The organism is Pedobacter sp. NO84, from assembly GCF_059703915.1.
The window spans coordinates 681895-707805 of the sequence record NZ_AP046575.1; the positions used below are offsets into that span (position 1 = coordinate 681895).

At 37.6% G+C, this 25911-nt stretch carries 20 protein-coding genes; 13 read left to right on the forward strand and 7 right to left on the reverse strand.

The genetic code is table 11. The features are described 5' to 3' along the window. Positions 1-98 precede the first annotated feature (98 nt). The 11 genes from AC6H0V_RS03170 (at position 99) to AC6H0V_RS03220 (ending at position 14756) form a co-directional block, all read left to right on the forward strand. On the forward strand, positions 99-3329 hold the full coding sequence (locus AC6H0V_RS03170) for a SusC/RagA family TonB-linked outer membrane protein (protein ID WP_497562259.1): 3231 nt from the start codon (positions 99-101) through the stop codon (positions 3327-3329). 21 nt (positions 3330-3350) lie between these two features. Beyond that, positions 3351-5192 (forward strand): RagB/SusD family nutrient uptake outer membrane protein, encoded by a 1842-nt coding sequence (locus AC6H0V_RS03175; protein WP_497562260.1) that lies wholly within the window; start codon positions 3351-3353, stop codon positions 5190-5192. 16 nt (positions 5193-5208) lie between these two features. Next, positions 5209-6861, forward strand: a complete 1653-nt coding sequence (locus AC6H0V_RS03180; RefSeq protein ID WP_497562261.1) for a hypothetical protein — start codon at positions 5209-5211, stop codon at positions 6859-6861. Between the two features lie 65 nt (positions 6862-6926). Then, positions 6927-7667 (forward strand): rhamnogalacturonan acetylesterase, encoded by a 741-nt coding sequence (locus AC6H0V_RS03185; RefSeq protein ID WP_497562262.1) that lies wholly within the window; start codon positions 6927-6929, stop codon positions 7665-7667. After that, positions 7664-8437: a rhamnogalacturonan acetylesterase gene (locus AC6H0V_RS03190; RefSeq protein WP_497562263.1), complete on the forward strand. Its 774-nt coding sequence runs from the start codon at positions 7664-7666 to the stop codon at positions 8435-8437. The genes AC6H0V_RS03185 and AC6H0V_RS03190 overlap by 4 nt, the downstream gene beginning before the upstream one ends. Positions 8438-8439: 2 nt before the next feature. Continuing rightward, positions 8440-9435 carry a pectinesterase family protein gene (locus AC6H0V_RS03195; protein ID WP_497562264.1) on the forward strand — a complete coding sequence of 332 codons (996 nt, stop codon included), beginning with the start codon at positions 8440-8442 and terminating at the stop codon, positions 9433-9435. Positions 9436-9489: 54 nt separating this feature from the next. Further along, on the forward strand, positions 9490-10443 hold the full coding sequence (locus AC6H0V_RS03200) for a pectinesterase family protein (protein ID WP_497562265.1): 954 nt from the start codon (positions 9490-9492) through the stop codon (positions 10441-10443). 13 nt (positions 10444-10456) lie between these two features. Continuing rightward, positions 10457-12064, forward strand: coding sequence for a glycoside hydrolase family 43 protein (locus AC6H0V_RS03205; RefSeq protein ID WP_497562266.1), 1608 nt, complete (start codon positions 10457-10459; stop codon positions 12062-12064). A 144-nt stretch (positions 12065-12208) separates the two neighbouring features. Next, complete coding sequence (locus tag AC6H0V_RS03210) at positions 12209-12643, forward strand: nuclear transport factor 2 family protein (protein WP_497562267.1); 435 nt, start codon at positions 12209-12211, stop codon at positions 12641-12643. A gap of 50 nt (positions 12644-12693) precedes the next feature. After that, positions 12694-13857: a prolipoprotein diacylglyceryl transferase gene (locus AC6H0V_RS03215; RefSeq protein WP_497562268.1), complete on the forward strand. Its 1164-nt coding sequence runs from the start codon at positions 12694-12696 to the stop codon at positions 13855-13857. A gap of 110 nt (positions 13858-13967) precedes the next feature. Continuing rightward, positions 13968-14756 carry an inositol monophosphatase family protein gene (locus AC6H0V_RS03220; RefSeq protein ID WP_497562269.1) on the forward strand — a complete coding sequence of 263 codons (789 nt, stop codon included), beginning with the start codon at positions 13968-13970 and terminating at the stop codon, positions 14754-14756. A 116-nt stretch (positions 14757-14872) separates the two neighbouring features. On the opposite strand, the gene AC6H0V_RS03225 is transcribed toward AC6H0V_RS03220, so the two are convergent. From AC6H0V_RS03225 to AC6H0V_RS03250, 6 genes are all read right to left on the reverse strand, one after another. Further along, positions 14873-15424: a NifU family protein gene (locus AC6H0V_RS03225; protein ID WP_497562270.1), complete on the reverse strand. Its 552-nt coding sequence runs from the start codon at positions 15422-15424 to the stop codon at positions 14873-14875. A gap of 127 nt (positions 15425-15551) precedes the next feature. Then, positions 15552-16898, reverse strand: a complete 1347-nt coding sequence (gene purB, locus AC6H0V_RS03230) for an adenylosuccinate lyase (protein ID WP_497562271.1) — start codon at positions 16896-16898, stop codon at positions 15552-15554. A 302-nt stretch (positions 16899-17200) separates the two neighbouring features. Further along, on the reverse strand, positions 17201-18319 hold the full coding sequence (locus AC6H0V_RS03235) for a GNAT family N-acetyltransferase (protein WP_497562272.1): 1119 nt from the start codon (positions 18317-18319) through the stop codon (positions 17201-17203). Between the two features lie 72 nt (positions 18320-18391). Next, on the reverse strand, positions 18392-18598 hold the full coding sequence (locus AC6H0V_RS03240) for a hypothetical protein (RefSeq protein WP_497562273.1): 207 nt from the start codon (positions 18596-18598) through the stop codon (positions 18392-18394). A gap of 377 nt (positions 18599-18975) precedes the next feature. Further along, positions 18976-21912: a sensor histidine kinase gene (locus AC6H0V_RS03245; RefSeq protein WP_497562274.1), complete on the reverse strand. Its 2937-nt coding sequence runs from the start codon at positions 21910-21912 to the stop codon at positions 18976-18978. Beyond that, a complete protein-coding gene (locus AC6H0V_RS03250) occupies positions 21902-22681 on the reverse strand; it encodes a LytR/AlgR family response regulator transcription factor (protein WP_497562275.1) in 780 nt (259 codons plus the stop codon). The genes AC6H0V_RS03245 and AC6H0V_RS03250 overlap by 11 nt, the downstream gene beginning before the upstream one ends. Positions 22682-22822: 141 nt before the next feature. Here AC6H0V_RS03250 and AC6H0V_RS03255 point away from each other — a divergent pair, with 141 nt between their 5' ends. Further along, positions 22823-23548 (forward strand): ferritin-like domain-containing protein, encoded by a 726-nt coding sequence (locus AC6H0V_RS03255; protein ID WP_497562276.1) that lies wholly within the window; start codon positions 22823-22825, stop codon positions 23546-23548. A gap of 18 nt (positions 23549-23566) precedes the next feature. Beyond that, the gene (locus AC6H0V_RS03260; RefSeq protein ID WP_497562277.1) at positions 23567-24415 is read left to right on the forward strand and encodes a ferritin-like domain-containing protein; all 849 of its coding nucleotides are present in this window, start codon (positions 23567-23569) and stop codon (positions 24413-24415) included. Positions 24416-24646: 231 nt separating this feature from the next. On the opposite strand, the gene AC6H0V_RS03265 is transcribed toward AC6H0V_RS03260, so the two are convergent. After that, positions 24647-25771 (reverse strand): CofH family radical SAM protein, encoded by a 1125-nt coding sequence (locus tag AC6H0V_RS03265; RefSeq protein WP_497562278.1) that lies wholly within the window; start codon positions 25769-25771, stop codon positions 24647-24649. Positions 25772-25911 lie beyond the last annotated feature (140 nt).

The window sequence follows — 25911 nt, forward strand, 5'->3', positions numbered from 1 at the left end:
TTTAGTGTCCTGTACTGTCATGGATTGTAAAAAAAACAATGTAGACTTGTTAATGGAAAACTGCACAAGTGATCCTAAACACCAAATATATTGAATGTATGAAAAAAATTTTACTGTTCTTTTGTGTGCTTGCTATGGGTTTAAATATGGCACACGCACAAACAAGGCAAATATCGGGTAAGGTTACCGAAAAAGGAACCAACACTACGCTACCTGGCGTGGGTGTAACGATAAAGGGAACCAAGATTGCAACGAGTACGGATATCAACGGTACTTATAAACTTGCAATCCCTTCTACGGGCACTGTAGTGCTAGTTTTCAAATCTATAGGTTATAATGAGATTGAAATCGAAGTTGGAACCAAAAACCAAGTAAATGCTATTTTAGAAGAAAGTGCTACCACGCTGAATGAAGTGGTGGTTAATATCGGTTATGCCACAGTTCGGAAAGAAGCGGTAACGGGTTCTGTATCTTCTATAAGCGCAAAAGATCTTGCAGATTTTCCGGTAGGTACCGCGGCTCAGGCACTAGCAGGTAAATTGGCTGGTGTTACGGCTACTACAACCGAGGGCAGTCCCGGTGCTGAGATTCAAATCAGGGTTAGAGGTGGTAGTTCACTTACTGGTGATAACTCTCCACTCTATATTGTTGATGGAATCCAAGTGGATAATGCCTTATCAATTTTATCTCCTAACGAAATCCAGAGTATCGATGTACTTAAAGATGTTGCTTCTACCTCAATCTACGGAAGTCGCGGTGCAAATGGTGTAGTTATTATCACCACCAAAAGTGGAAGGGACGGTAAAACCGCGGTAACCTTTGAAGCTTTTGCTGGCTCAAGACAAATTGTAAATGAATTGCCAGTAATGAATCCGTATGAATATGTAATGTATCAATATGAGTTGTACAATAACAATACCACGGATGTAGTTAAAGGTGATTTTACCAAGAGATATGGTACTTTTGAAGATTTAGAAATTTATAAGAACATTCCAAATATCGATTGGCAGGACAAAGTATTCGGTCGCCAAGCTTTTTCAAATACACAAGTATTGACCTTATCGGGCGGTACTAAAACCACAACCTATAACTTCACGGTAAATAATACTTCTGAGGATGGAATTATGCTCGAATCGGGCTACCGCAGAACCTTTGCAAGTTTCCGTTTTGATCATCGCATTTCTGAGAAGTTCAGAACTGGTGTAAACGTTCGTTACAGCCGTCAGACAGTTGAAGGTGTAGGTACTACGAGTACTGGATCTCAAGGCACAAACCGTTTAAGAAATTCTGTTCGCTATCAACCTTATTCGGGAGGTGGTGATACTGGAGATCTATTCGATGCCGATTTCTTAACTACACAACTATCCAATCCCATTTCTTTGGCAGAACAAGAGCTAAAGGATGATAAACGTAACGATTTGATCAGTAGCGGTTATTTAAGCTTTCAAATACTTAGAAACCTGAATTTTAGATCAACAGTAGGTCTTAATTTTACAGATCGTAAAGTAAACGGTTTTAATGGTCCATTAAGTGGTCTTGCCCGTAACAACGCAGGTCTCCCTGCCATAACGCTGGATAATTCAAGTGCCACTACACTGATCAATACCAACGTGGTTAATTATAAGCCAAATTTGGGCAACGACCATAGTTTAGACATATTGGTTGGAGAAGAACTGAACAAATTCGATATTAAGTCGAACAGTTCTACCATCAAATGGTTCCCAATCAATATTACCGCCGATGAGGCATTTGGAAGTATCCAAAAAGCAGCTCCACCAACCGGTTCTGTACAAGATCCACCAACTTCATTTTTCTCTGGTTCGCGCCAACTTTCATTTTTCTCAAGAGCATCTTACAGCTATAAAGGAAAATACTTAGCAACCTTAAATTATCGTAGAGATGGTTCATCATTCTTTGCTCCAGGTAAAAGATGGGGAGATTTCCCATCGGCTCAGGTGGCATGGCGTGTATCTGAAGAAGATTTCTTGAAAAAGATGGACTTAACTTGGCTAAACGGCTTAAAAATCCGTGCTAGTTATGGTATCGCTGGTAACAATAGAATTGGTCAGGATTTATTCAGAACTTTATTCTCTGCAAGTGCAACAGCTGGAGGTTATGCCGCATCTGATGCTGCTTTAACCACTGGATTAATTACAGGCAATGTGCTAGCAAATCCAAACATCACTTGGGAAAAAAATATCTCTGGTAACTTAGGTTTAGATGTAGATCTATTTAAAAATAGATTGACCCTAGCCTTAGATCTATATAGCAATAGAACAAAAGATCTATTATTGTTGGCAAATATTCCGCCAATTAACGGGTATGGCTCTCAACAACAAAATGTGGGCAAGACCCAAAATAAAGGAATTGAGATTGCACTTAACGGACAGGTTGTAAAATCAAGAGACTTTAGCTACAATGCTGGATTTAACATTTCGTTTAATAAAAACAAAATTTTAGCACTTCAGAACAACGTTCAATCTTATGTGGCTCAATCGGGTTGGGTTAATAGCTTAGCCGATTTCTTAATTGAAGTAGGTAAACCGGTGGGTCAGTTCTATGGTTTTGTGGCCGATGGGCGTTACACAGTTAATGATTTTAACTATGTACAGAACACTACCACGGGAGTTTACACCTATACGTTAAAAGCTGATGTGCCAAATAGTCGTTTGTTGATTGGTAATAAAGATCCACAACCTGGCGACATGAAAGTGAAAAAATTATCGACTTCAACAAGCATGTTGATCGGTGATGATGATAGAACGGTTTTAGGCACTTCTCAACCTAAATTTACTGGTGGTTTTAATAATTCATTTAACTACAAAAACTTCGATTTTACAGTGTTTATGAACTTCTCTGTGGGTAACGAAGTATACAATGCAAATGCGATTGAATTTTCTTCTCAGTATAACGTTAAAGATAACAACCTGTTAGCTACAATGAATGATAGATGGAGAAACTTTGATGCTAATGGTGTTAAGATAACCGATCCAACCCAGTTAACGGCGATGAATGCTAATACTACTTTATGGACGCCAACTCCAGGAAATTATGCCTTATCATCTTATGCAATTGAAGATGGTTCTTTCTTAAGGATCAATAATGTAACTTTAGGTTATACTTTACCTACAAATTTGGTTAAGCGTACAAAATTCATCTCGCGATTAAGAATATATGGAACAGTAAATAACCTTTATACGTTTACTAATTATACGGGATATGATCCCGAAGCGAATACGCGCAGATCAAATCCACTTACTCCAGGTATTGATTATGCGGCTTACCCACGCAGTAGATATTTTCTGGGTGGCTTAAACTTAACTTTTTAATCCATTTAGCTTTAAAAGACAATGAAACAAAAATTTATAAAATCTGCTTTTTTAGTTTTAGCTATAGGAGCGATTACAATCACACCATCGTGTAAAAAATTCTTAGACTACGAATCAGCTTCTACATCATCAGAAGATGTGGTATTTGAAAGTTCTACATCAACAAATACAGCTGTTATTGGTGTTTATAATAAGTTGATTGGCGATAATGGATATGGAAGTAGAATTTCTACCTTATTCGGGTTATCAGCTGATGATTTTAAAACCTCTGGAAGTTATATTTCTTCAGATCGACGGGGAATTAGCATGTATGGAGCGAGCTCCGATAATTCGGATCTAATTAATCCATTTGCACAATTATATGCCGGAATAGAAAGAGCAAACCTTTGCATTAAGTACATTCCAGAATCGAAATTGTATACCTCAGGGTCGGCCTCAGATCAAACGCTTATGAAACGTTATCATGGCGAAGCATTAGCTTTAAGGGCGTTGTTCTATTTAGAACTTATCCGAAATTGGGGCGATGTTCCTTCAAGGTTTGTTCCAGCAGCATTTTCTGAAGATTTATTCCCTAAAAATGCAAATAGAGACGAAACCTATGATCGTTTGATCGAAGATCTAAAACTTGCCGAAGATCTAGTAGGATGGAGATCTGATATTCCTGATTATGGTAGTTACCGATTAACAAAAGGAGCAATTAAAGGTTTAAGAGCAAGAATTGCTTTATACCGTGGGGGATATTCATTAAGATCTGATACCCATGTGATGGAGCGCAGAGCGGATTACCTAAAATATTATCAGATTGCACTTGAAGAGTGTAAAAGTATCATGGACAATCGTGCGCAACATACACTAAATCCAAGTTATGAAAATGTATTTAAAACACTGCACACCTCTACAAGGTTAGATGATGCTCATGAGCTAATGTTTGAAGTTGCCGCATTTGGTGCTAATGCCTCTACTGATAGTAAATTAGGATATTACAATGGTGTTCGTTTTGCTGCGGGTTCTACCTATGGTACAGGTGGCGGAGGTATGAATGCTATCCCAACCTATTTTTATGAATTTGATCAAACGAGAGATTGCCGCAGAGACGTAACCATCGGAACTTGGGAAATCACTGCCAATTCTAAGAAATTGATCAATGTGCTGAACAATTTTACCGATGCTAAATTTAGAAAATCATGGACTGCCTTTAATAATAGTTCATCATCCCAAAATTTTGCCATAAACTGGCCAATTCTTCGCTTTGCCGATATTTTGTTGATGTATGCAGAGGCTGAAAATGAAATCAATGGCCCAACAAGCCTGGCTGTTAATGCGCTACAGGAAGTACAAAAACGTGCTTATTCTGGTTTTGAAGGCCAAATACCTGCAGCTCCAGCTACTAAAGCTGCTTTCTTCGATGCGATTGTTAAAGAACGTTTATTGGAATTTGGTGGCGAAGGAATTAGAAAATACGACCTGATCCGTTGGAATTTAATTAACAGTAAATTTATAGAGACCCGGGCAAAACTGGTACAATTAATTGATGGAACAGGACCATACGTAAATGTTCCAAACTATGTGTACGCAAAAGAATCAACATATAATAACTCAGCGAGTGTTGCAGAAGTACAATCATTAGATTTATATGGTGGAGCTGCCAACGTAGTATTATTTTCTCCAGGTTTAAATTCGGCTACCGCACCAACAGGATACACCACAAAGAATTGGAGAAAACAATTAACGCTTGATAACTCGGTAACAGGTTTGTCTACAGGCTTTGCTACTTATTTCGAACCCAACAAAAAAGAACTCTTCCCATATCCAAAAACGGCTTTAAATGAAAATCCGAATATGGTACAGAATTATGGTTATTAATTTTAAAAAATTAGATATGAAAACTATTTTCCATCACACAAGCAAAAATCTGTTGCTTCTATTCGCAGCAGTTTTGTTGATTACTGCTTGTAAAAAGAATGATGAACCAGTTTTAGACCCACCTCGTTTATTTAAAGCAAGCGATATATCGGTTACTGCTGGTCAAACTTCTGCAAAAATTAAATGGGGCGTTCCATTATTTTCAACTGGTAAACCCTTAACCTATACCGTAGATTTTTCTAAGGATGCGAGTTTTACAACCGTTGCCTATACCAAAGTGGTTGATACCGCTGGTATTACTGTAACCGACGATAATTTGACCATAAGGGTTCCTTATTATACCCGTATTAAAGCTAATGCGTTCGAAGGTCAACCAGAATCTAAATATATCGTAAGCACATCAACATTTACCATTACCGGTACGCAGTTATTCTTGCCTGTTCGTGATTCAGAAATACGAGAAACTTCGGTAACGCTACGTTTCGCAAATGATGCTACATTAACGAGTATTAAACTTACTCCCACAACTGGAGGAACTCCGATAACCGTAACGCTAAGCGCTGCGGATATTACCGCCGGTTTAAAAGCCATTACAGGTTTAACAGGTGGAGTTGCCTATACGGCGCAAATTTATGCAGGTACAAAAGATAAAGGATTAGTTACGTTTACAACATTACCAGTAACCGTTTATTCTACCATAATTAATCCAACAGATAATCTAGCTGCCACAATAACTGCCGCTGCAAATGGAGCCATAATTGGGTTAAACCCGGGAACTTATAACGTAACATCGGTAAATATCTTTGTTACAGGTAAAACCATTACTTTAAAATCAACTTCAGGCTCACCTTTAGATACCAAAGTAAACTTTAAAGAAATTGACATCGAGGGTACAGGTGCAGGTATTACCTTATCAGGGATCGAATTTGATGGCACCACTGCTGCCTCACTCTATTTCCTTAATTTTATTGGTTCTCAAGCCAATAATGCGCTAGCAGCTACATTTACTAACGTTGTGGTTGATAATTGCATTGTACACGGTTCTACAACATCGTTTTTACGTGGTGATAGGGGTTCTGCAATTAGGGATTTCAAAATAGGTAACATTACCGTAAATAATTCGATAGTGTATGATATGGGAGCAAATGGTTCATCGGCATATTATACTTTCCATGTTAATAAAATGGAGTTTACAGCTATTAATGTCACCAAATCAACTTTCTATAATGCGGGCCCAGGATTGGTTACTGCAAGTAATACCATGACAGGAGCTACAGCGGGATCAATAAACATCAGTTATTCTACGTTTAATGGCTTTGGTGGTAATAGTAAGTATGCACTATTAGATGCCAATGCAAATCCAGTTAATTTTACGTTAACAAACAGTATTGTAGCAAATACGCCTAAATCAGGAACGATACAAGCTGCTGCCTTAAGATCAACAGGAGCAGGAGTAACCACTACAATTTCTTATACCGATATGTTTGGTTTATATGGAACGGGTACAACTCCACTTACTTTCCCGGCTACGGTTACATTAACATCTAACTATGCGATTGATTTAGGTTGGACAGCTGCTACCACTACATTCCAATTGCCTGTAGGTTCGCCTTTAAGGACCGCAAGTAATACCAGTATAGCTATTGGAGATCCCCGTTGGGCTTATTAATAGCATAAAAATTCTTAAAAAGATGGGGCTTAAAACCCCGTCTTTTTTTTGCTTAAATTTATAGGATGAAATTAAAGTATCTTCCCTTTCTTTGCTTTTTAACACTCATGTCTTTTACGATGTTAAAAAATCAGCTGATCACAGTTTACATTATAGGAGACTCCACTGCTGCTAACAAACAGCCGAAAGCCTTTCCAGAAACCGGATGGGGTATGGAATTAGCTAATTTTTTTAATCAGGATGTAAAAGTTGATAATCGTGCACTGAATGGTAGAAGTACCAAGTCATTTATTAACGAAAAAAGATGGGACGACATCTTAACCACGTTAAAAGCGGGCGATTATGTGCTAATAGAATTCGGACATAACGATGAAAAAATTGACAATCCAGCCATTGGCACTTCATTAGCAGAATATAAGACCAATCTGATTAAATATATTAAAGAAACCCAAGCCAAAAGCGCTTTCCCGATTTTATTAACCCCAATCGCAAGGCACAGCTTCAAAGATGGGGTTTTTAGGGACACTCATATGGGTTATCCCGATGTGGTTAGGAAATTAGCGGATTCATTGCATATTCCATTAATTGATATGCAGCGTAAAACAGAAAAATTGTTAGTTGGTCTCGGAGATGAAGCATCAACAAAATTCTTTAATTACGTAGATTCAGGTCACGTAAATTATCCTAAAGGAAAAAAAGATAATACCCATTTAAACCCAGAAGGAGCAAAAGTTGTTGCTGGTTTGGTGGTTGAAGGGATTAGGGAAACAAAAATTGGATTAGCAAAACACTTAGTTGTACAATGAAATTACTAAAGATAACCTGCCTATTATTAACCTTAACACTAGTTGCGTTCAAACCAACTAAAAGTCCAACTTGCATCTATTTAGTAGGGGATTCAACAATGGCCGACTATACATTGGATTCTGGCTATATGGAAAAGAAATTTCCTTTAAATGGATGGGGCCAGGTTTTCCAACAATTCTTCAGGAAAGATAGTCTCATAAAAGTTAAAAATCTAATTAAAACCGATAGCGTATTGGTTTTAGATAAAGCCAGAGGCGGAAGAAGCACTCGTACCTTTTTTGAAGAAGGACGCTGGGCAGCCATCTTTAAGGATCTAAAAAAGAATGATATTGTAATGATCCAATTCGGACATAACGATGCTGCGGTTGATAAACCAGAACGATACGTTAATCTAACTGGATACAAAGAATTTTTACGGCTATACGTAAATCAGGCTAGGGAAAAGGGGGCCATACCTATTTTAATTACACCCGTAAACAGAAATTACCCCTGGAAGGATGGAAGATTAAGCAATGTACACGGCGAATACCCCAATGCCGTAAAGGAAGTGGCAAAAGAACTAAATGTTAAATTGATTGACCTTACACAACTTTCTATTGATGAATTTACAACGATAGGTCAAGAACAAGTAACATCTAAGTATTTCATGAACTTTGAAAAAGGATTGTACCCTGGATATCCAGATGGTCAAAAAGACAACACCCATTTCCAAAAGGCAGGTGCTACTGCAGTGGCGCAATTGGTTTTTAATGCCATGCAAAAGTTATAACTATGAAGAAAGCTACATTGTTGATATTGTTTTATTGTTCGATTGTTGGAATGTTGTTTCCTCAAACGCTCAACGCCAAACGCCAATCGCCTTACAACATCATTGTAGCTCAAGATGGCTCTGGTAATTACAAGACCGTACAAGAAGCGTTTAATGCTGTACCTGATTTTAGAAAAGTTACCACCACTATTTTTATAAAAAATGGAACCTATAAAGAGAAATTAAATCTTTCGCACTCTAAATCTTTAGTTAAGATAATAGGTGAAAGCGTTGATAAAACAATTTTGAGTTATGATGATTGGGCCCAGAAGAAAAATGTCTATGGTGAGGATAAAGGTACCTCGGGTTCATCTAGTTGCTACATCTATGGTACTCAATTTATCGCAGAGAATATCACTTTTCAAAATACATCTGGACCAGTTGGACAAGCGGTAGCACTATTTGTAGCTGGCGATAAAGCCAAGTTTATAAACTGCCGGATGTTAGGCTTTCAGGATACGCTATATACTTACGGCTACGCAAGTCGCCAATATTATTATAAATGCTATATCGAAGGAACTGTCGATTTTATCTTTGGCTCATCAACAGCGGTATTTGAAGACTGTGAGATTTTTTGTAAAAAAGGGGGCTATATAACTGCTGCATCAACCCCCGACACCACTAAGTATGGTTATGTGTTTATTAACTGCAAGATAGGGGGAGACGCACCAGAGAATTCATATTTCTTAGGCAGACCATGGCGCCCCTACAGTAAAGCCGTATTTATCAATTGCAACTTAGGTAAGATGATTAAAGCTGCTGGATGGGACAATTGGGGCAAAGAAAGCAATGAAAAAACAGCATATTATGCCGAATATAAAAACGTTGGCCCTGGGGCAAATCCAAATGCACGGGCTAGCTGGTCGCATCAGCTCAGTGATATAACCGTACAAGAATATACCTTGGATAAAATTTTTAAAGACTGGAATCCGAGAGAGGGAATAGAAAATAGAAAATAGGGCGTGAATACTGCTAGCTACTACTTATTTCCCATTCCCACAAACAACTGAAATATGAAATTAATCTTTGCTTTTTTTTTAACCTTCATAACATTTGCTGCTGTTGCACAAGTACAAACTTTTCCAACCTCTTTTACAGTTGCAAAAGATGGAAGCGGGGATTTTAAAACAATTCAAGAAGCGGTAAATGCAGTGAGGGATTGGTCGGAAGTACAGGTGCCTATCTACATTAAAAATGGAGTGTATAAGGAGAAGCTAGTTGTTCCGGCACAAAAATCACGAATTTCTTTAATTGGAGAAGATAAAAACCAAACTATCATCACTTATGATGATTATTCGGGAAAAAACGGAATTAATACCTACACTTCCTATACTGCGCTAATACAGGGAAATGATTTTAGGTCGGAGAATTTAACTTTCGAAAATGCCGCAGGAGCAGTTGGCCAAGCGGTTGCGCTACACGTTACCGCTGATAGGGTGGTGATCAAAAATTGCAGAATAGTAGGTAATCAGGATACTTTATTTCCATCAGCCGATACCAGCCGGCAATATTATGTTGATTGTTACATTGAAGGTACAACCGATTTTATTTTTGGTGCTGCAACCGTAGTCTTTGAACATTGCGTAATTCAAAGTAAAAAGAATTCTTACATTACTGCCGCTTCAACTACGCAGGCACAGCCCTATGGTTTTGTCTTTTTAAACTGTAAGTTAATTGCTGATGCGACCGCTCAAAAAGTATATCTCGGCAGACCATGGAGACCTTATGCCAAAACAGTTTGGATAAATACTGAAATGGGCAGCCATATTTTACCAGAGGGATGGCATGTATGGAACCAGAATGAAAACCATAAAACAACTTTTTATGCAGAATATGGATCAAGGGGCCCAGGTTTTGTAAAAGATAGTAGAGTGGAATGGTCCAAACAATTAACCAAAAAAGAGGCCAAGCAATATACCTTGGAAAATATATTTAGAGGCAACATAAGTTGGATCCCTTCCAAATAATGAATACTAACTCATGAAAATTAAATTCTTCATTTTATTTTTCTTTGCATCAACTGCTGTTTTTGCCCAAGTTTCTGGAGTATGGCAGCCCGATTTAGGCAATGGAAAATACAAAAATCCGGTAATCGATGCCGATTATTCAGATCCTGATGTGATACGGGTTGGAGATGATTTTTACCTCGTTTCTTCAAGTTTTGATGCTGTTCCAGGTTTGCCTATTTTACACTCAAAAGACCTCGTAAATTGGAACATTATCGGCCATGCCTTAAAAAAACAGCCACCATTTGAACATTTTTCCAAAACGCAACACGGAAATGGGGTTTGGGCCCCGGCAATTCGTTTTCATAACAACGAATTTTATATCTATTATCCCGATCCTGATTTCGGAATTTATCTTACCAAAACGAAAAACCCGGCAGGCGATTGGTCTGAACCGATCCTAGTTGAAGCCGGAAAAGGATTGATAGATCCTTGCCCACTATGGGACGACGACGGTAGGGCTTATCTTGTACATGCATATGCAGGAAGTAGAGCAGGAATAAAAAGCGTTATAGTTGTTAAAAAGATGAATCCCGTTGGAGATAAGATTATCGATGAAGGAAAACTGGTATACGATGGACATGAATTGGATCCAACCATAGAAGGACCTAAATTTTATAAACGAAATGGATTTTACTACATTTTCGCACCCGCTGGAGGGGTTTCAACAGGATGGCAACTGGTATTGCGCTCTAAAAACGTGTACGGACCCTACGAAAGGAAAGTAGTAATGGATCAAGGAAAATCTAGCATAAATGGCCCCCATCAGGGCGCATGGGTAAATACTGCTCAGGGCGAAAATTGGTTTTTGCATTTTCAGGATAAGGGTGCATACGGTAGGGTCGTGCATTTACAGCCCATGAAATGGATTAACAATTGGCCAGTTATCGGAGTGGATGCAGATGGGGATGGTACAGGAGAACCAGTTTTAATTTATAAAAAACCACAAGTACCGAAAGCCACAGCCCTTGCATCTCCGGCAGCAGGTGATGAATTTAACAGTAAAATAGTAGGTTTGCAGTGGCAGTGGCAAGCAAATCCAAACGAAACTTGGTCTTTTTTAAACCCCGCAAATGGTACTCTAAGGTTGTACTCAGTAAAAATGCCTGATAGTGCTAAAAATTACTGGGATGTCCCTAATTTATTACTGCAAAAGTTTCCTACGGAGAAATTTAGCGCAACCACTAAGTTAACTTTTACCCCAAATCTAAAATTGGAGAATGAAAAAGCAGGGCTGATTATTGCTGGACTGAGCTATGCAACTATTGCGGTAAAAAGTAAAAAAGATGGCGTTTATATAGCGTATTCAACCTGTAAAAATGCAGATAAAGGCACTAGGGAAAAGGAGGAGTTATTAACGAAAATTTCTCAAAAGGAAATATATTTGCGAGTAACAATTTCAAGTGGGGCGGTTTGTCAGTTTAGTTATAGTTTAGACGGCAATAATTTTATCAATGTTAAGGAAGATTTTGTGGCAGAACCGGGAAAATGGATTGGCGCAAAAGTAGGCATATTCTGTGTAAGGGATCAACAAACAAACGATTCAGGCTACGCAGATTTTGATTGGGTAAGAATAAGATAGGGGATGTAAGAGGTTGTAGGGCGAAATTTTTTACCACAGGTTGAAGAGGATTATACAGGCCCAAAATCATCTTAATCGGTGTTTTCTTTTATAAAAAGTCCAATTGTAAATCTTATCTTGTTCATCCATTCGACTAAACATAAAATGATGAAAAAAATTAGTTTATTTCTCTTGTTATCAATAACCCAACTTATGGTTAAAGCGCAAACAAAAGCCGAAAAAGAGGTATGGGCAGCTGTAGAAAAAATGCGATCAGCGATGATAAGCGGGGATAGAACAGCTTTAGAAAACATTGCCGCTACCAACTTGAGTTATGGGCATAGCAGTGGTAAACTAGAAGATAAAGCAGCTTTTGTAGAATCCATTGCTAGTGGAAAATCAGATTTCGTAACCATTGAACTAAAAAATCAAACCTTAACTATTACAGGGAAAACCGCACTGGTTAGGCACGAACTACATGCCAAAACCAATGATGGAGGCAAACCTGGAGAAGTACATTTAGGGATTTTATTGGTCTGGCAAAAACAAAGTGGAGAGTGGAAATTATTAGGAAGGCAAGCCTATAAATTAGCTAATTAGCATATTAGTTAATTAAAATCTTTCCTATCTTCGTCAAAACAAATTCTTGTATGTTTCCAACCGTTTCGCACTTTCTTGAGTACCTTTTTGGTATCAAAATACCTCTTCCTTTTAATACTTTCGGTGTTTTTGTTGCACTTGCTTTTGTAGCAGCCTATTGGGCATTTACAAAAGAACTAAAGCGCAAAGAGGCACTGGGCCTTCTTCATCCTACCAAAAGAATGATCACCATAGGCGAGCCGATATCAGTATTGGAGTTGGTTTCTAATGCATTTTTCGGTTTTCTTATCGGGTATAAATTGGTGTACGTGGCCCTTAACTACTACGCTTTTGTAGATGATCAACAAGGGGTTTTGCTTTCGTCTAAAGGAAACCTATTTGCAGGGATTATCTTTGCTGCAGGGTTTGCCTATTGGAGCTATTACGATAAGAATAAACAAAAATTACCTAAGCCAAAACAAGTTCAAGTTACTGTTCATCCCTACGAAATCATGAGTAGTTTGGTGGTATGGGCAGCTATTTGGGGCTTTTTAGGGGCTAAGATATTTGATAATCTAGAACATTGGGATACGTTCGTAAAAGATCCTCTAGGGGGTTTATTTGCCTTTACTGGTTTAACTTTTTATGGCGGACTGATTTGTGGGGGTGCTGCTGTGTTATATATCGCCCATAAAAATGGAATTAAGATTTTGCATATGCTAGATGTGGGTGGGCCCGGTATGATGTTAGCCTATAGTGTGGGTAGGATAGGATGTCATCTAGCAGGTGATGGAGATTGGGGAATACCTAATTTAAATCCGAAGCCCTTTACCTGGTTGCCAGATTGGTTGTGGGCTTATACCTATCCTAATAATGTTGCCACTGAGGATGCAGGTAATAGAATTGCAAATTGTGTGGGCAAATATTGCAACGAGTTAAGCCAGCCGGTTTATCCAACCCCTATTTATGAGGTGATCTTGGCCTTCATTCTGTTCTTAGTACTATGGAAAATCCGCAAACGCATAAATATCCCCGGCGTGATGTTCGGGATCTACATGATTTTAAATGGCATAGAACGTTTTTGTATTGAACTGATTAGGGTTAATAGTAAATTGGGTACAATTGGTGGATTTTCCTTTACACAAGCCGAGCTGATTTCGGCAATACTCTTTTTTGGAGGATGGTGTTTGGTGGCCTATTCAATTAAGAACAAGGAAAAATTAGCAAATTACTAGGAGGACTAGGAGCGCTAAGAAGACTAGGATTAAAGGATTCTAAGAATAAAAGATTGTAAGATAAAAGGATTGTAGGATTACTTTTACTATAAGGAAATAAGATAATTGAGATGAATTACGAGTTGTTATGTGCGAAAGTAGTGGCGGTGACCCGATTAACGGGTAATTTTATCCGTAAGGAAGCTATGTCCTTTGAAGTAAAGTCTATAGAATATAAAGGCTTAAATGATCTTGTTTCTTACGTGGATAAAAATGCGGAAAAGCAACTGGTTAAAAATTTATCCAAGTTATTGCCTGAAGCTGGCTTTATTACTGAGGAAGAAACCGAAAATATCTTAGGAAAAACCTATACCTGGATTATCGATCCGTTAGATGGCACTACAAATTTTATTCATGGAATCCCTACCTATTCTGTAAGTATTGCCCTATATGAGGATGATAAACCAGTTATTGGTGTGGTTTACGAAATTAATAGAGGGGAGATGTTTTATACATATAAAGGTGGCGCCGCTTATTTGAACAACAAGGAAATCAAGGTTTCAAAAGCTGTTAATCTGTCCCAAAGTTTACTGGCCACTGGATTTCCTTATTACCAATTCGAAAAACAGCAGCAGTACATCCAACTTTTCACCGAAATGATGCAAAAATGCCATGGCTTAAGAAGAATTGGTTCGGCGGCAGTAGATTTGGCGTATGTGGCCTGCGGCCGATTCGAGGCCTATTTCGAATATAACCTCAACTCATATGATATAGCTGCAGGTGCCTACTTGGTCCAACAGGCCGGAGGAAAAGTAATGAACTTTAGTGGTGGTGATGATTTTATCGAAAAAAGAGAAATCCTGGCAACCAATGGCTTGGTTACCGATGAAATTTTGGATACGATTAAAAAGTATTTTTAGCAACTCATCGGATGACTGAAAGTCATCCGATGAGTTCTAGCTTCAGGTCATCCGATGAGTTCTAGCTTCAGGTCATCCGATGAGTTCTAGCTTCAAGCCATCCGATGAAATATCGCCTACAAAGCTTCAGAAATCACTTCTTTCACCTCTGGTACCATGCGTTGTAATAAGTTTTGGATCCCTGATTTAAGGGTTATTGTAGAAGACGGACAGCCACTACATGAACCTCTTAACTCTACGGTTACTATACCTTCATCAAAAGATTTATAGCTAATCGCACCACCATCTTGCTCAACAGCGGGGCGCACATAATCATGTAAGATCTGTTGGATTTTGATTTCTAGGTCAGAACCTTCGAAAGCTGGAATTTCTTCTGAGGTATTATCTTTAATTTTAAGTTCTGATTCAACCGCACCTTTAACAAACTCCTTTAAAATAGCTTCTATATCAGGCCACTCGGCATCCTCTGTTTTTGTGATGGTTACAAAGTTACTCGCAAAAAATACACCACTTACAAAGTTAAATTTGAACAACTCTTTAGCAAAAGGCGAATTTTCTGCACTTTCCCTTGTTGCAAAATCTTCACTACCGTTAATCAAAAGTTTATTAACCATAAACTTCATGGTAGCAGGATTCGGCGTTTGCTCAGTATATACGTTAATAGTCATGACTTTAATTTTATACTACAAAAATAATTAATTCAAACTTCATCTACCGTCTGATTTAGGTCATATGTTGGAGCGCTTTTTGGAGAGCGCATAGCGTTTTCATACGCTTATCGCCATGCGCCTAGCGCTAAAACACCCCCGTATAATTAAAGGGTGTAATCTGCTTTAATTCTGCTTTAATGGTGTCGTTCACATCGAGTTCATCAATAAATACCGCCATAGTTTGTGCTGTAATTTTTTGATTGGTTCTGGTTAAAGCTTTTAATGCTTCGTATGGATTGGGGTAGGCCTCTCTTCTTAAAACGGTTTGAATAGCTTCGGCAACTACAGCCCAGTTGTTTTCTAAATCAGCAGCGATTGCTTCATTATTTAGGATAATTTTATGCAGACCTTTTAATGTAGAACTAATGCAGATTAGTGTATGTGCCATTGGCACGCCAATATTGCGAAGAACGGTAGAGTCTGTTAAGTCTCTTTGAAGTCGAGATATAGGTAGCTTTGCAGCAAAAAACTCAAATAATGCATTGGCAATTCCCGCGTTTCCTTCTGCATTTTCAAAATCTATTGGATTTACTTTGTGTGGCATGGCCGATGAACCAACCTCTCCCTCTTTAATTTTTTGTTTAAAGTAATTCTTTGAAATATACGACCATATATCCCGGTCAAGGTCTATGATAATAGTGTTAATCCGTTTTAAGGCATCACATTGTGCTGCAAATTGATCGTAATGCTCTATTTGAGTGGTATATTGTGCCCTGCTTAAACCCAATACCTGATTTACAAAGTTGTTTGAAAAATCAACCCAGTTTACACTAGGATAAGCAATATGATGGGCATTGAAATTTCCTGTTGCACCCCCAAATTTTGCGCTGTTAGGAATATTTTTTAAGGTCTGCAACTGAATATTTAACCGCTCAGCAAATACCATGAACTCTTTTCCCAATTTGGTAGGTGAAGCAGGCTGACCATGTGTATGAGCCAACAAAGGAACATCTGCCCATTCTTTTGCTAGGGAATTAATTTTTTCGATTAACTCTTCAATAGCTGGATAGTAACTTTCGGTTAATGCTTGTTTAAATGAAAGTGGTATTGCAGTGTTGTTTATGTCTTGAGATGTTAATCCAAAATGAATGAATTCTTTGTATGGTTGAAGATTAAGTTCGTCAAACTTGGTTTTGATAAAATATTCGACAGCTTTAACGTCATGATTGGTAATACTCTCCGTGTCTTTTACCTGTTGTGCATCCGAATCATTGAAATTTTGATAGATGTTTTTCAATTTTGGGTAGAGATTTTGATCAAAACCCTCTAATCCAGGAATTTTCGCTTCACAAAGGGCAATAAAATATTCGATTTCTATAAATATCCTAAATTTAATCAGTGCAGATTCAGAAAAATAGTCGGCAAGTTTTGAAGTAGTTTTTCTATAGCGACCATCAACTGGGGAAATTGCTTGAAGTGGAGATAAATTCATTAGAATGAAAATGTAAGGTCAGTAAAGTTAGCAATTATCCCCTAAATTTTCAACCTGCTTGCAGTAAGACCTAAATTTATGGCCACAGATTTAAGATTAATTAATCAGCTTTAATCTGTGGCTGATTTATTTTCGTGATTTATTTATGCAACTAAGGTGTATAGTTAAAGATAAATTGCAGGAACCACAGATAAGAGTGATGAACACAGATAGTAGTGTAAGCTATCAGATTAAATTATTTGCAACGTGGTAAAGGCTTTAAAGGGGAATAGAAAATAAATTGAGCCTAAATAGAATAATTATTAAAAACTCTTCCTCATTGTTAAATGTCTCTTACCAAAAGTTGCGCCTGTGGCTTGATGAATGGCGATCATCTTATCATTAAAATCTCCAACCCAAGAAAGCTCTAGTTCTACATACTGGTTTTTTGGAAGCACATATTCTCCCAATTTTATAAATAGGGCAGATTCTAATCCCAGTTTTTGGAACGAAGTTTTAGTTCCCATTACAATAGCGCGCATTCTTTTTACACCAATCCATCGTTTATAGGCGAATTTAAGCTTTTCTATTATCCCTAACTTCCCGTTCAGGCCTTTTATCATTTGGTTTGCATCCGGGATAACAACCACAAATGACGCAGGTTCTCCATTGGCGTAGGCAAATAAAATGAGATTTTCGTCCATGATCACTTCCATTTGCCTGAAACTTTCTTTCAGTGTTTCTTTTTTTATGGGAACAAAATTCTCAAAATCCTGCCATCCGTCATTATAGATCTCCATAAGATCGTTGATGTACTTATCAGCGTTGCTTTTTTTAAAGTGTTCGAAAGTATAATCAGGTTTAGCTGCCACCCAGTTTGCTATCTTTGTAAACCTGGCAGGAAAGGGGATGGTAATGTCAATATGATTAGTTAACTGTTCATAGGCCGTTTCAAAACCATAATCAGTAAATAACTGATGATAATACGGTAGATGGTAGTTCATACCATAAGAGGGAGGGGTAAAACCTTCGACCAACAATCCCCAAAAGGTATCATTTTCTCCGAAGTTAATGGGTCCTTCCATAGCCTTCATTCCTTTAGAAAGTAGCCAGTTCTTGGCGGTATCAAATAATAAAAATGCAGCATCCTTGTTATTAATACATTCGAAAAACCCCATTCCTCCTGTAGGAAGAGCATACGTATAGGCTTTTTTTTCGTTCACAAAGGCAGCTACGCGACCAATGGTTTTCCCGCTATCGTCATTTAATATCCACCTTGTGCATTCGCCATGTTTAAAAAAAGCATTCTTTTCTGGATCAAAAACCTTCTCAATATCCTGATCTAGCGGCCGGATCCAGTTACGATCTCCCGAATAGATGAGTTGTACAACGTTTAAAAAATCTCTTTTGCTTGCTCTGCTTTCAACAGGAAAAATATTCATTTAGGGGATATATTAAAATAAAAAGCACCCTATAAAAGGATGCTTTTTTATATTCATTTGTATGTAATTCGATTAATATCTATCATCTTCATCGTCATCATCGTCATCAAAACTTTCGAAAGTATCTAAGTCATCCAATGGCACATCGAAGTCATCTACTTCGTCCTCGTCTAAGGTTTCTTCGTCTTGGATATCATCGTCTTCATCCTCATCAGATTCTTTTTTTGATAGCGGCTTGCTTACTGGGTTTTTCTGGGTCGGTTTTTTTGGCGATTTCATAACACAAAAATTAATAGTAGGAAAGTTTAAACGATACTCTAAATTACAAAAATTCTTCGAATAGAAAGAACCCGTTATAAAGATTGTTTATTAATACCAAAATTAGAATAAAAAGATTTTTTCTAAAACTTTTTTTTAAAATTTTTACCAAAAAAAAAGCGTCTCAATATTATTGGGACGCTTTTAACACACAAATGAAACCTGAATTGAGATATAGTTTTAGGTTAGGTTAAAAAATATCTTTTGTCAATCCTATAAGAACGTTCTGTCAAACAATAAATGTTTGTTTAATATCTTATAACAAGTTTAATGCTAATGGACTGATGATAGGTATGATATTTAGTAAGTGGTAGTAATAATTGAGTAAACGGTAAAAATTAATTTAAAGGGACTAAAATTGTGACCGTTGTTCCACTATTTCCGTTCTGTTCTACAAACAGTTGTATTGGTTTTGCTTCAATTCTATTCAATAAATTAATCCTTTCTTGCGTAAGATTCATCCCTTTGCTCTGGTGTCCGCTTTTTTTATTGGTTAATGAATTCTTTATCCCTACACCGTTATCAATAATTTTTATCCATAGGTAATCTTCATCTTTTTGAATGATATTGATCTCTAGAATTCCTCCTTCTTCTATCGGCATAATGCCATGCCAGATAGCGTTTTCTATATAAGGTTGTAATAACATCGATGGAATTAGGGTTTCCTCTTTATCTATTTCCTTGTCTATGTGAATGTGATAAATAAATTTTTCTCCAAACCTGTTTTTTTCGAGGTTTAAATAAAGATTAAGGTAATCTATTTCTTCTTCCAAATTAATATAGCTTTTTGTACAGATTTCTAGATTCTTTCTAATCAGCTTTGCGAAACCCGTTAGCACCTTATTGGCCGATGATGTATTTTGTGTATTGATGTAATGCTGTATAGAATTCATTACGTTAAATACAAAATGTGGGTTCATCATCGCCTGTAGAGCCTGTTGTTCTAGCATTAGAATTTTATTTTTAAGCAATAACTGTTCTTGTTCTTTATTTTTTTGCCTTTTAGTAATACGGACAGTAATAATATATAATAGGTAAGCGCCAATAGCCAGCATCATAATTAAAAACCACCAGGTTTGCCAGAAGTGCTTTTCGAGTACAAAATTAATTTTTGCAGGCGTGCTCCATTGGCTGTTCTGACTTTTAGCGCTCACCTCAAAACAATAGCTACCTGGTTCGAGCGATGAAAGCTCAAGCCTTCGATTTTTGGTTTCCGACCAATTTTCGTCGTCTTTTAATCGATACCTATATACTATTTTACGATTTTTAAAATCAATTGCGCTATAGTTAAAGATGATATTCCGTTCGTTGGCTTTGAGGACGAAATTTGATGAACTTAAATCTAAAACCTGTTTATTGCTGATGACCGAAGAAATATAAATTTTGGGGGCTTTAATAGATTGTGATATTTGATTATGCGCAAAATAAACGAGCCCGTTATTGGTTGCAAAATAGGCCGTGTCCTTATCAATGTACAGATCATTTAGGTCATCAGACAAAAGTTCGTTGGCATAATCAAAAGAGTTGATCGTAAACTTATTGTTGGTTGTTTCTATTCTATTAACCCCCGTATTGCTAATGGCCCATAAGTAATTGCCCTTAACAAATAGCCTATTAATAATATTGTTGTTTAGCCCCTGCTTGATGCTGATTTGTTGCACCAGTTTATCTTTGCTGAAAATCAGGATTCCATAACCATCAGTGGCTAGTGCCATTAACCCATTGGGCAATTGCTTTATGTCATTTATCCTTTTGGTTAATAAAGGTGCTTTTTCGTAATGCTTATGGAGCTGGCCATTAACAAACTCGGATAATCCATAAATATTGGCAAGCCAAAGGTTTTGGTTATGATCAAAATAGACACTATAAGACCTATCCTTAAAGTAGCTTTCTTTTTCTTTGTAGTCTAACGAAGAAAACTCAAACTTTTTAACCCTATCATTAATAATCACCACACCTGAAGATAGCGCTAGGGCTAATTTACTACTGGTGTCTATGCTGAAATTCTTTACGACAAAAACAGAATTATTCGCTTCTTTTAGATAGGTGATGCCCGATTGGATGGGGTAATTAGCAGAGAGCGATCCAACCCCATAATCAGATGCAAAATACACACGCTGGTTTTTCCTGTCTAACACCAATTGCTTTATGATATTGTACTTTTTTCTGTCCGGAATTATAACCTCCTTAGTTTTCTTATCGTGTAGGTTAAGAAGATTGATGTTACGATCCAATCCAAGCCAAAGTCTCTCTGATTCATCTTTGACGATACTTTTAACCACATTAGATCCTAGCCCGTTATCCTTGTTAAAAATATATAAGCGCTCTTTGGAATCCGGTAGTCTATAAATGCCATTCTTGGTGGTAAACCAGATATTCTGATTGGTGTCTTTTATAACCTGATTTACATCTATATCCTTTAACAATTGTTTAACTTTCCCGTTAAAATCAATCACATATACGCCGCTATTATTGCTTAACCAAAGCTGATTATTATCTACATAGATATAACCAGGGCTATTGCTCAATAGATCTTTGCTAATTTTCAAAACCAATGTGGTAAAGGCACCAGTTTTGATATTCAGGCCTTCACTGCTTAAGAAATAGGTAGATTTATCTTTCCTATTGATTAAAGTTTTGTACGATAACGGTAAATATTTATCCTCTATTAGAACAAAATTACTTTTGATGTATAAAAATACGGCCGTTGTACTGTAGGCCCAAATGTTACCCTGTTTGTCTTCCTGGATATAGGCATTGGCATATTGCTTTCCAATAATGGGCGAGCTATATTTGATCAATGATTTTCCATCCCAGACCCCAATACTATTCTTATTGGTGCCAAACCATATTCTGCCTTTACTATCTTCAAAGAAGGATACAATTACGGCATTAAAATTAAGTTGCTTTAACTGGCTATCGTTACTTGGATTATAAACTTTGCCATTGTAAAAGTAACTTAACTGCCCATTTAGCGACAGAAACCAAATTCTGCCCTTGCTATCTTCCCTAAGCTGTAATACCTGATTATCTGGCAAACCATCGTCTACAGAAAAGTTTTCGAACATCGTCCCATCAAACCTGCTTACGCCTGCATCTGTAGCAACCCAGATATAGCCTTTTTTATCTTGAAGCGTGTAGTAACAATTGTTGCTTGGCAATCCATTTTTTGTGGTGTAATGGGGTAAATATGCAGTTTGCGCGACACTTTTTAATGCAACCGGTAAAGTTAGGGATGACAACCAAAATAATAGATATAGATAGTTAATTCTCACTTTGTAAATTGGTATAGGTTTTAATCTTTTCGAAAAAATCGCTCGTTCTCCTTCTAGAAACGGTAATTGCCTCTCCATTGTTTAATATTACCTGCAAGCCATTTTTGGAATTGTACTCTTTTACATATTTGAGATTTACGATACTTGATTTATGGATGCGTACAAATCTGTTTTCAGGTAATATTTCTTCATAATCTTTCAAGATTTTAGAAATCGCAATTTTCTCGAGGTTAACTAAATGAAAAACAGAGTAGTTACTATCCGCTTCGATATGGATAATATCGTCAATGTCAACTAAGCGGTATCCTTGTCCACTAGGAAGCGTTATTTTCTTGATCGTAGCTTTATCGTTTAGATCATCAGCTAAATTTTTAAGGCTTTCGTTCCTATTGTTTTTGCTCTTGTTTAATTTAATGTATTTATCGGCTTTATCTACGGCTTCTTTTAGTTCCTCTATATCTATTGGCTTTAAGAGGTAATCAAGTGCATTTGCTTTGATTGCCTTAAGGGCATACTGATCATAAGCTGTTGTAAAAATAATAGTTGCATTGGCAGCTTGCACCTGAGGGATCAGTTCGAAACCATTTTCGCCTGGCATTGCAATATCCAAGAATATCAGATCTACACTGTGTATGCTTAAAAGTGCACGAGCATCGTTCACAGATTTTGCTATACCAATAATGTTTACGTTGTCGCAATTTTCTTGCAAGAGAAAATATAGCGATGAACGGGCAAACTCTTCATCATCAACAATTATTGCGTTTAGCACAGCATAGGATTTTTATGTGGCTCAATTTATCAAAAATTGGAGGTAATAGAAAATTTATTTGGAAACAAAAACCGAAATCGAAATAGCCTCGTAGATGAAGTAACAATACCTTAAACTAACCTTAAATTAAAATCATTTCTTATGGAAAATTTAAACGAACAAAACCAGGATGTGCTTATAGACGAAAGCATTTTGGGAGCGAGATTACAGCGCCGTTCTTTCTTACAATATGCTGGTGCTGGGGCAGCCGTTGTAGCACTAACCGCCGCAGGTTGTAGAAAAGATAGGAGCGCGCCAGCTTTTAATGGTGCAACATTAGATTTTAAAGACGACTTTGGCGTTTTAAATTATGCTTATGCTTTAGAGCAATTAGAAGCTGCGTTTTACCTTAAAGTGGCTAGTGCATTCCCAACAACCTTCACGGCGGGAGAAAAAGCATTCTTTACTGACATTACCTATCATGAGGTTGCCCACCGCGAATTTTTTAAAAATGCATTGGGAACAGCAGCCATAGGAAGTCTCGCGGTAGATTTCTCTTCAATTAATTTTAGTGATCGTACAAGTGTTTTAGCAGCCGCAAAATCTTTTGAAGATTTAGGTGTTGCTGCATACAATGGTGCAGGTGTTCGCTTAAAAACTGATGCTTATATAGTTATCGCGGGTCAGATTGTTTCTGTAGAAGCACGCCACGCGGCCTATATCCGTGATGTGATTTCAAATGGCTCGTTTGCTGATTTAAGCGAGCTTGCTGCTAATGGCCTTGGTGCAAATGCAGCTGCCGGTTTAGATGGAGCTTTAACTCCTGATAAAGTTTTAGCAATGGCTAGCAAATATATAACTACACCAATTAGTGTTATTAATCTTTAATCTTTAAAATTAGAAATCATGAATATCGTAAACATATTAGACGAAATAGAAAAAGTAGACGGTGAGATCTATGAAAGATTAAACCCGAGAAGAGCGGCAATGAAAGACTTTTTTAACATGGGTAAAAAAGTTGCGTTAGCTTCTCTACCATTGGCATTAGGTTCAGTTTTTCAAAAAGCATACGGACAAAGTACTCCAGCAGCTATCACTGATGTATTGAATTTTGCATTATCATTAGAGTTTTTAGAATATAATTTTTATAATAAAGCGCTTAATACAACTGGTTTAATTCCAGCTGGCGCGGCTACAGGAGCAATCGCAACCATTAGGGGACACGAAGCATCACACGTAGCCACGCTAAAGGGTGCTGGTGCAAATAGAACAGATTTAGTTGAGGCTAATTTTGATTTTACCGCTGGAGGCACTTTCGCTGACGTATTCACTAATTACCAAACTTTCTTAAAAGTGGCCTTAGCTTTTGAAGATACCGGCGTAAGAGCCTATAAAGGTCAAGCAACTGTGCTAAAAGGAAATGCGGTATTAACTGCAGCATTGCAGATCCACTCGGTAGAGGGCAGACATGCTTCGCATATACGCCAAATGGTTGCCGCAAACGTAACTGGCGCATCTGGTTTAAAACCATGGATTGCCTATACAGCAAACGGTAATGATACAGGCGTACCCCAAGTTGATGCTTCGTATGTACGCGAAAATACTACCACTCAAGCTACAATAAATGTTGTGGGCATTAATGGCTTTACTAATGTTACCCAAACTATTGCTGCTGAATCTTTTGATGAAGCCTTAACCAAAGCAGAAGTTGTGGCAATCGCCAATCAGTTTATTAAAACAGGTTTTAAATTGTAGTTGAATTTTGATAGTTTAAGTTTGGGGAAGAGGGCTTTATGCTTTCTTCCCTTTTTTATTCATCGGATGACTTAAGTTATCCGATGAATAACTATTCCTGATAAGGAGGATAACCTTTAACATTCGTTACTTTCACCTCACCGAATTTATATTTCGGCAGTGTAGGAGCGAGGCCCCATAAAATCATTGGCACTCATCCGATGACTTAACTGATCGATCGGATGAGTAAATCTAATAGGTGATCACCTGTTCTTCTAATTGGGCAGGTAAATCACGGTAGTTATATTGTTGCCCACGTAATTGTGGTTCAAATCCGGCTTCCCTTATCGCATCTTGGATACCCTTTGCTGTAAAGCGATGGGGAGCACCAGCTGCCGAAACCACGTTTTCTTCGATCATAATTGATCCAAAGTCATTCGCTCCCGCATGTAAGCAGAGTTGTGCTACAGCCTTCCCTACAGTAAGCCAACTTGCCTGAATATTTTTAACATTGGGTAGCATTATTCTGCTCAACGCCAACATTTTCACATACTCATCGCCCGTAACGTTATTGCTAATGCCACGCAATCGTTTTAATAATGTCCCATCATCCTGAAAAGGCCAAGGAATAAACGCCAAGAACCCTTTTGCATGTGTTGGTTTTTCGCTCTGCACCTCCCTAATCCATACTAAATGTTCAAATCGTTCTTCAATGGTCTCTACATGCCCAAACATCATGGTTGCTGAGGTGGTAATATCCAATTGGTGGGCAGCCCGCATAACGTCAAGCCACTCTTGACCCCCGCATTTTCCTTTAGAGATCAATCGGCGTACCCGGTCGTTCAAAATTTCTGCTCCCGCACCTGGTAAAGAATCCATACCATTTGCTTTTAGTTCCCTTAGCACCTCCGTATGCGAAATCCCTTCCAGTTTAGCCACATGGGCAATCTCTGGCGGACCAAGGGCATGGAGTTTTAAATCAGGATATAGTTCTTTAAGTTCTTTAAATAAATTGGCATAAAAGCTCAATCCCAAATCGGGATGATGCCCGCCTTGTAACAAAAGCTGGTCGCCTCCCAAACGAAAAGTTTCTTCTATCTTTATTTTATAGGTTTCGATATCCGTAATGTAGCTTTCATCATGACCAGGTCTACGAAAGAAATTACAGAATTTACAGTTAGCAATGCATACATTGGTGGTATTTACGTTACGGTCTATCTGCCAGGTAACTTTACCACTGGGTACCTGGATCTTACGCAGTTCGTTTGCTACATATGCCAATTCTGATGTCGTGGCATTGTGATATAAAAAAACGCCCTCTTCCTTGGTTAAAAAGTCGAAATTTAAAGCACGTTGTAATAGTTCGGAGGTATCCATACGCAAAGATAAATAAAAATGTATGATGTAAGATGGATGACGGAAAATGGTCGGGCAACAAACATATCATTCATTAATAAATTACAATTATTCGACTTTCCTACGTCCTCAATTTGCATTTTTCATCTTCCATTTTCCAT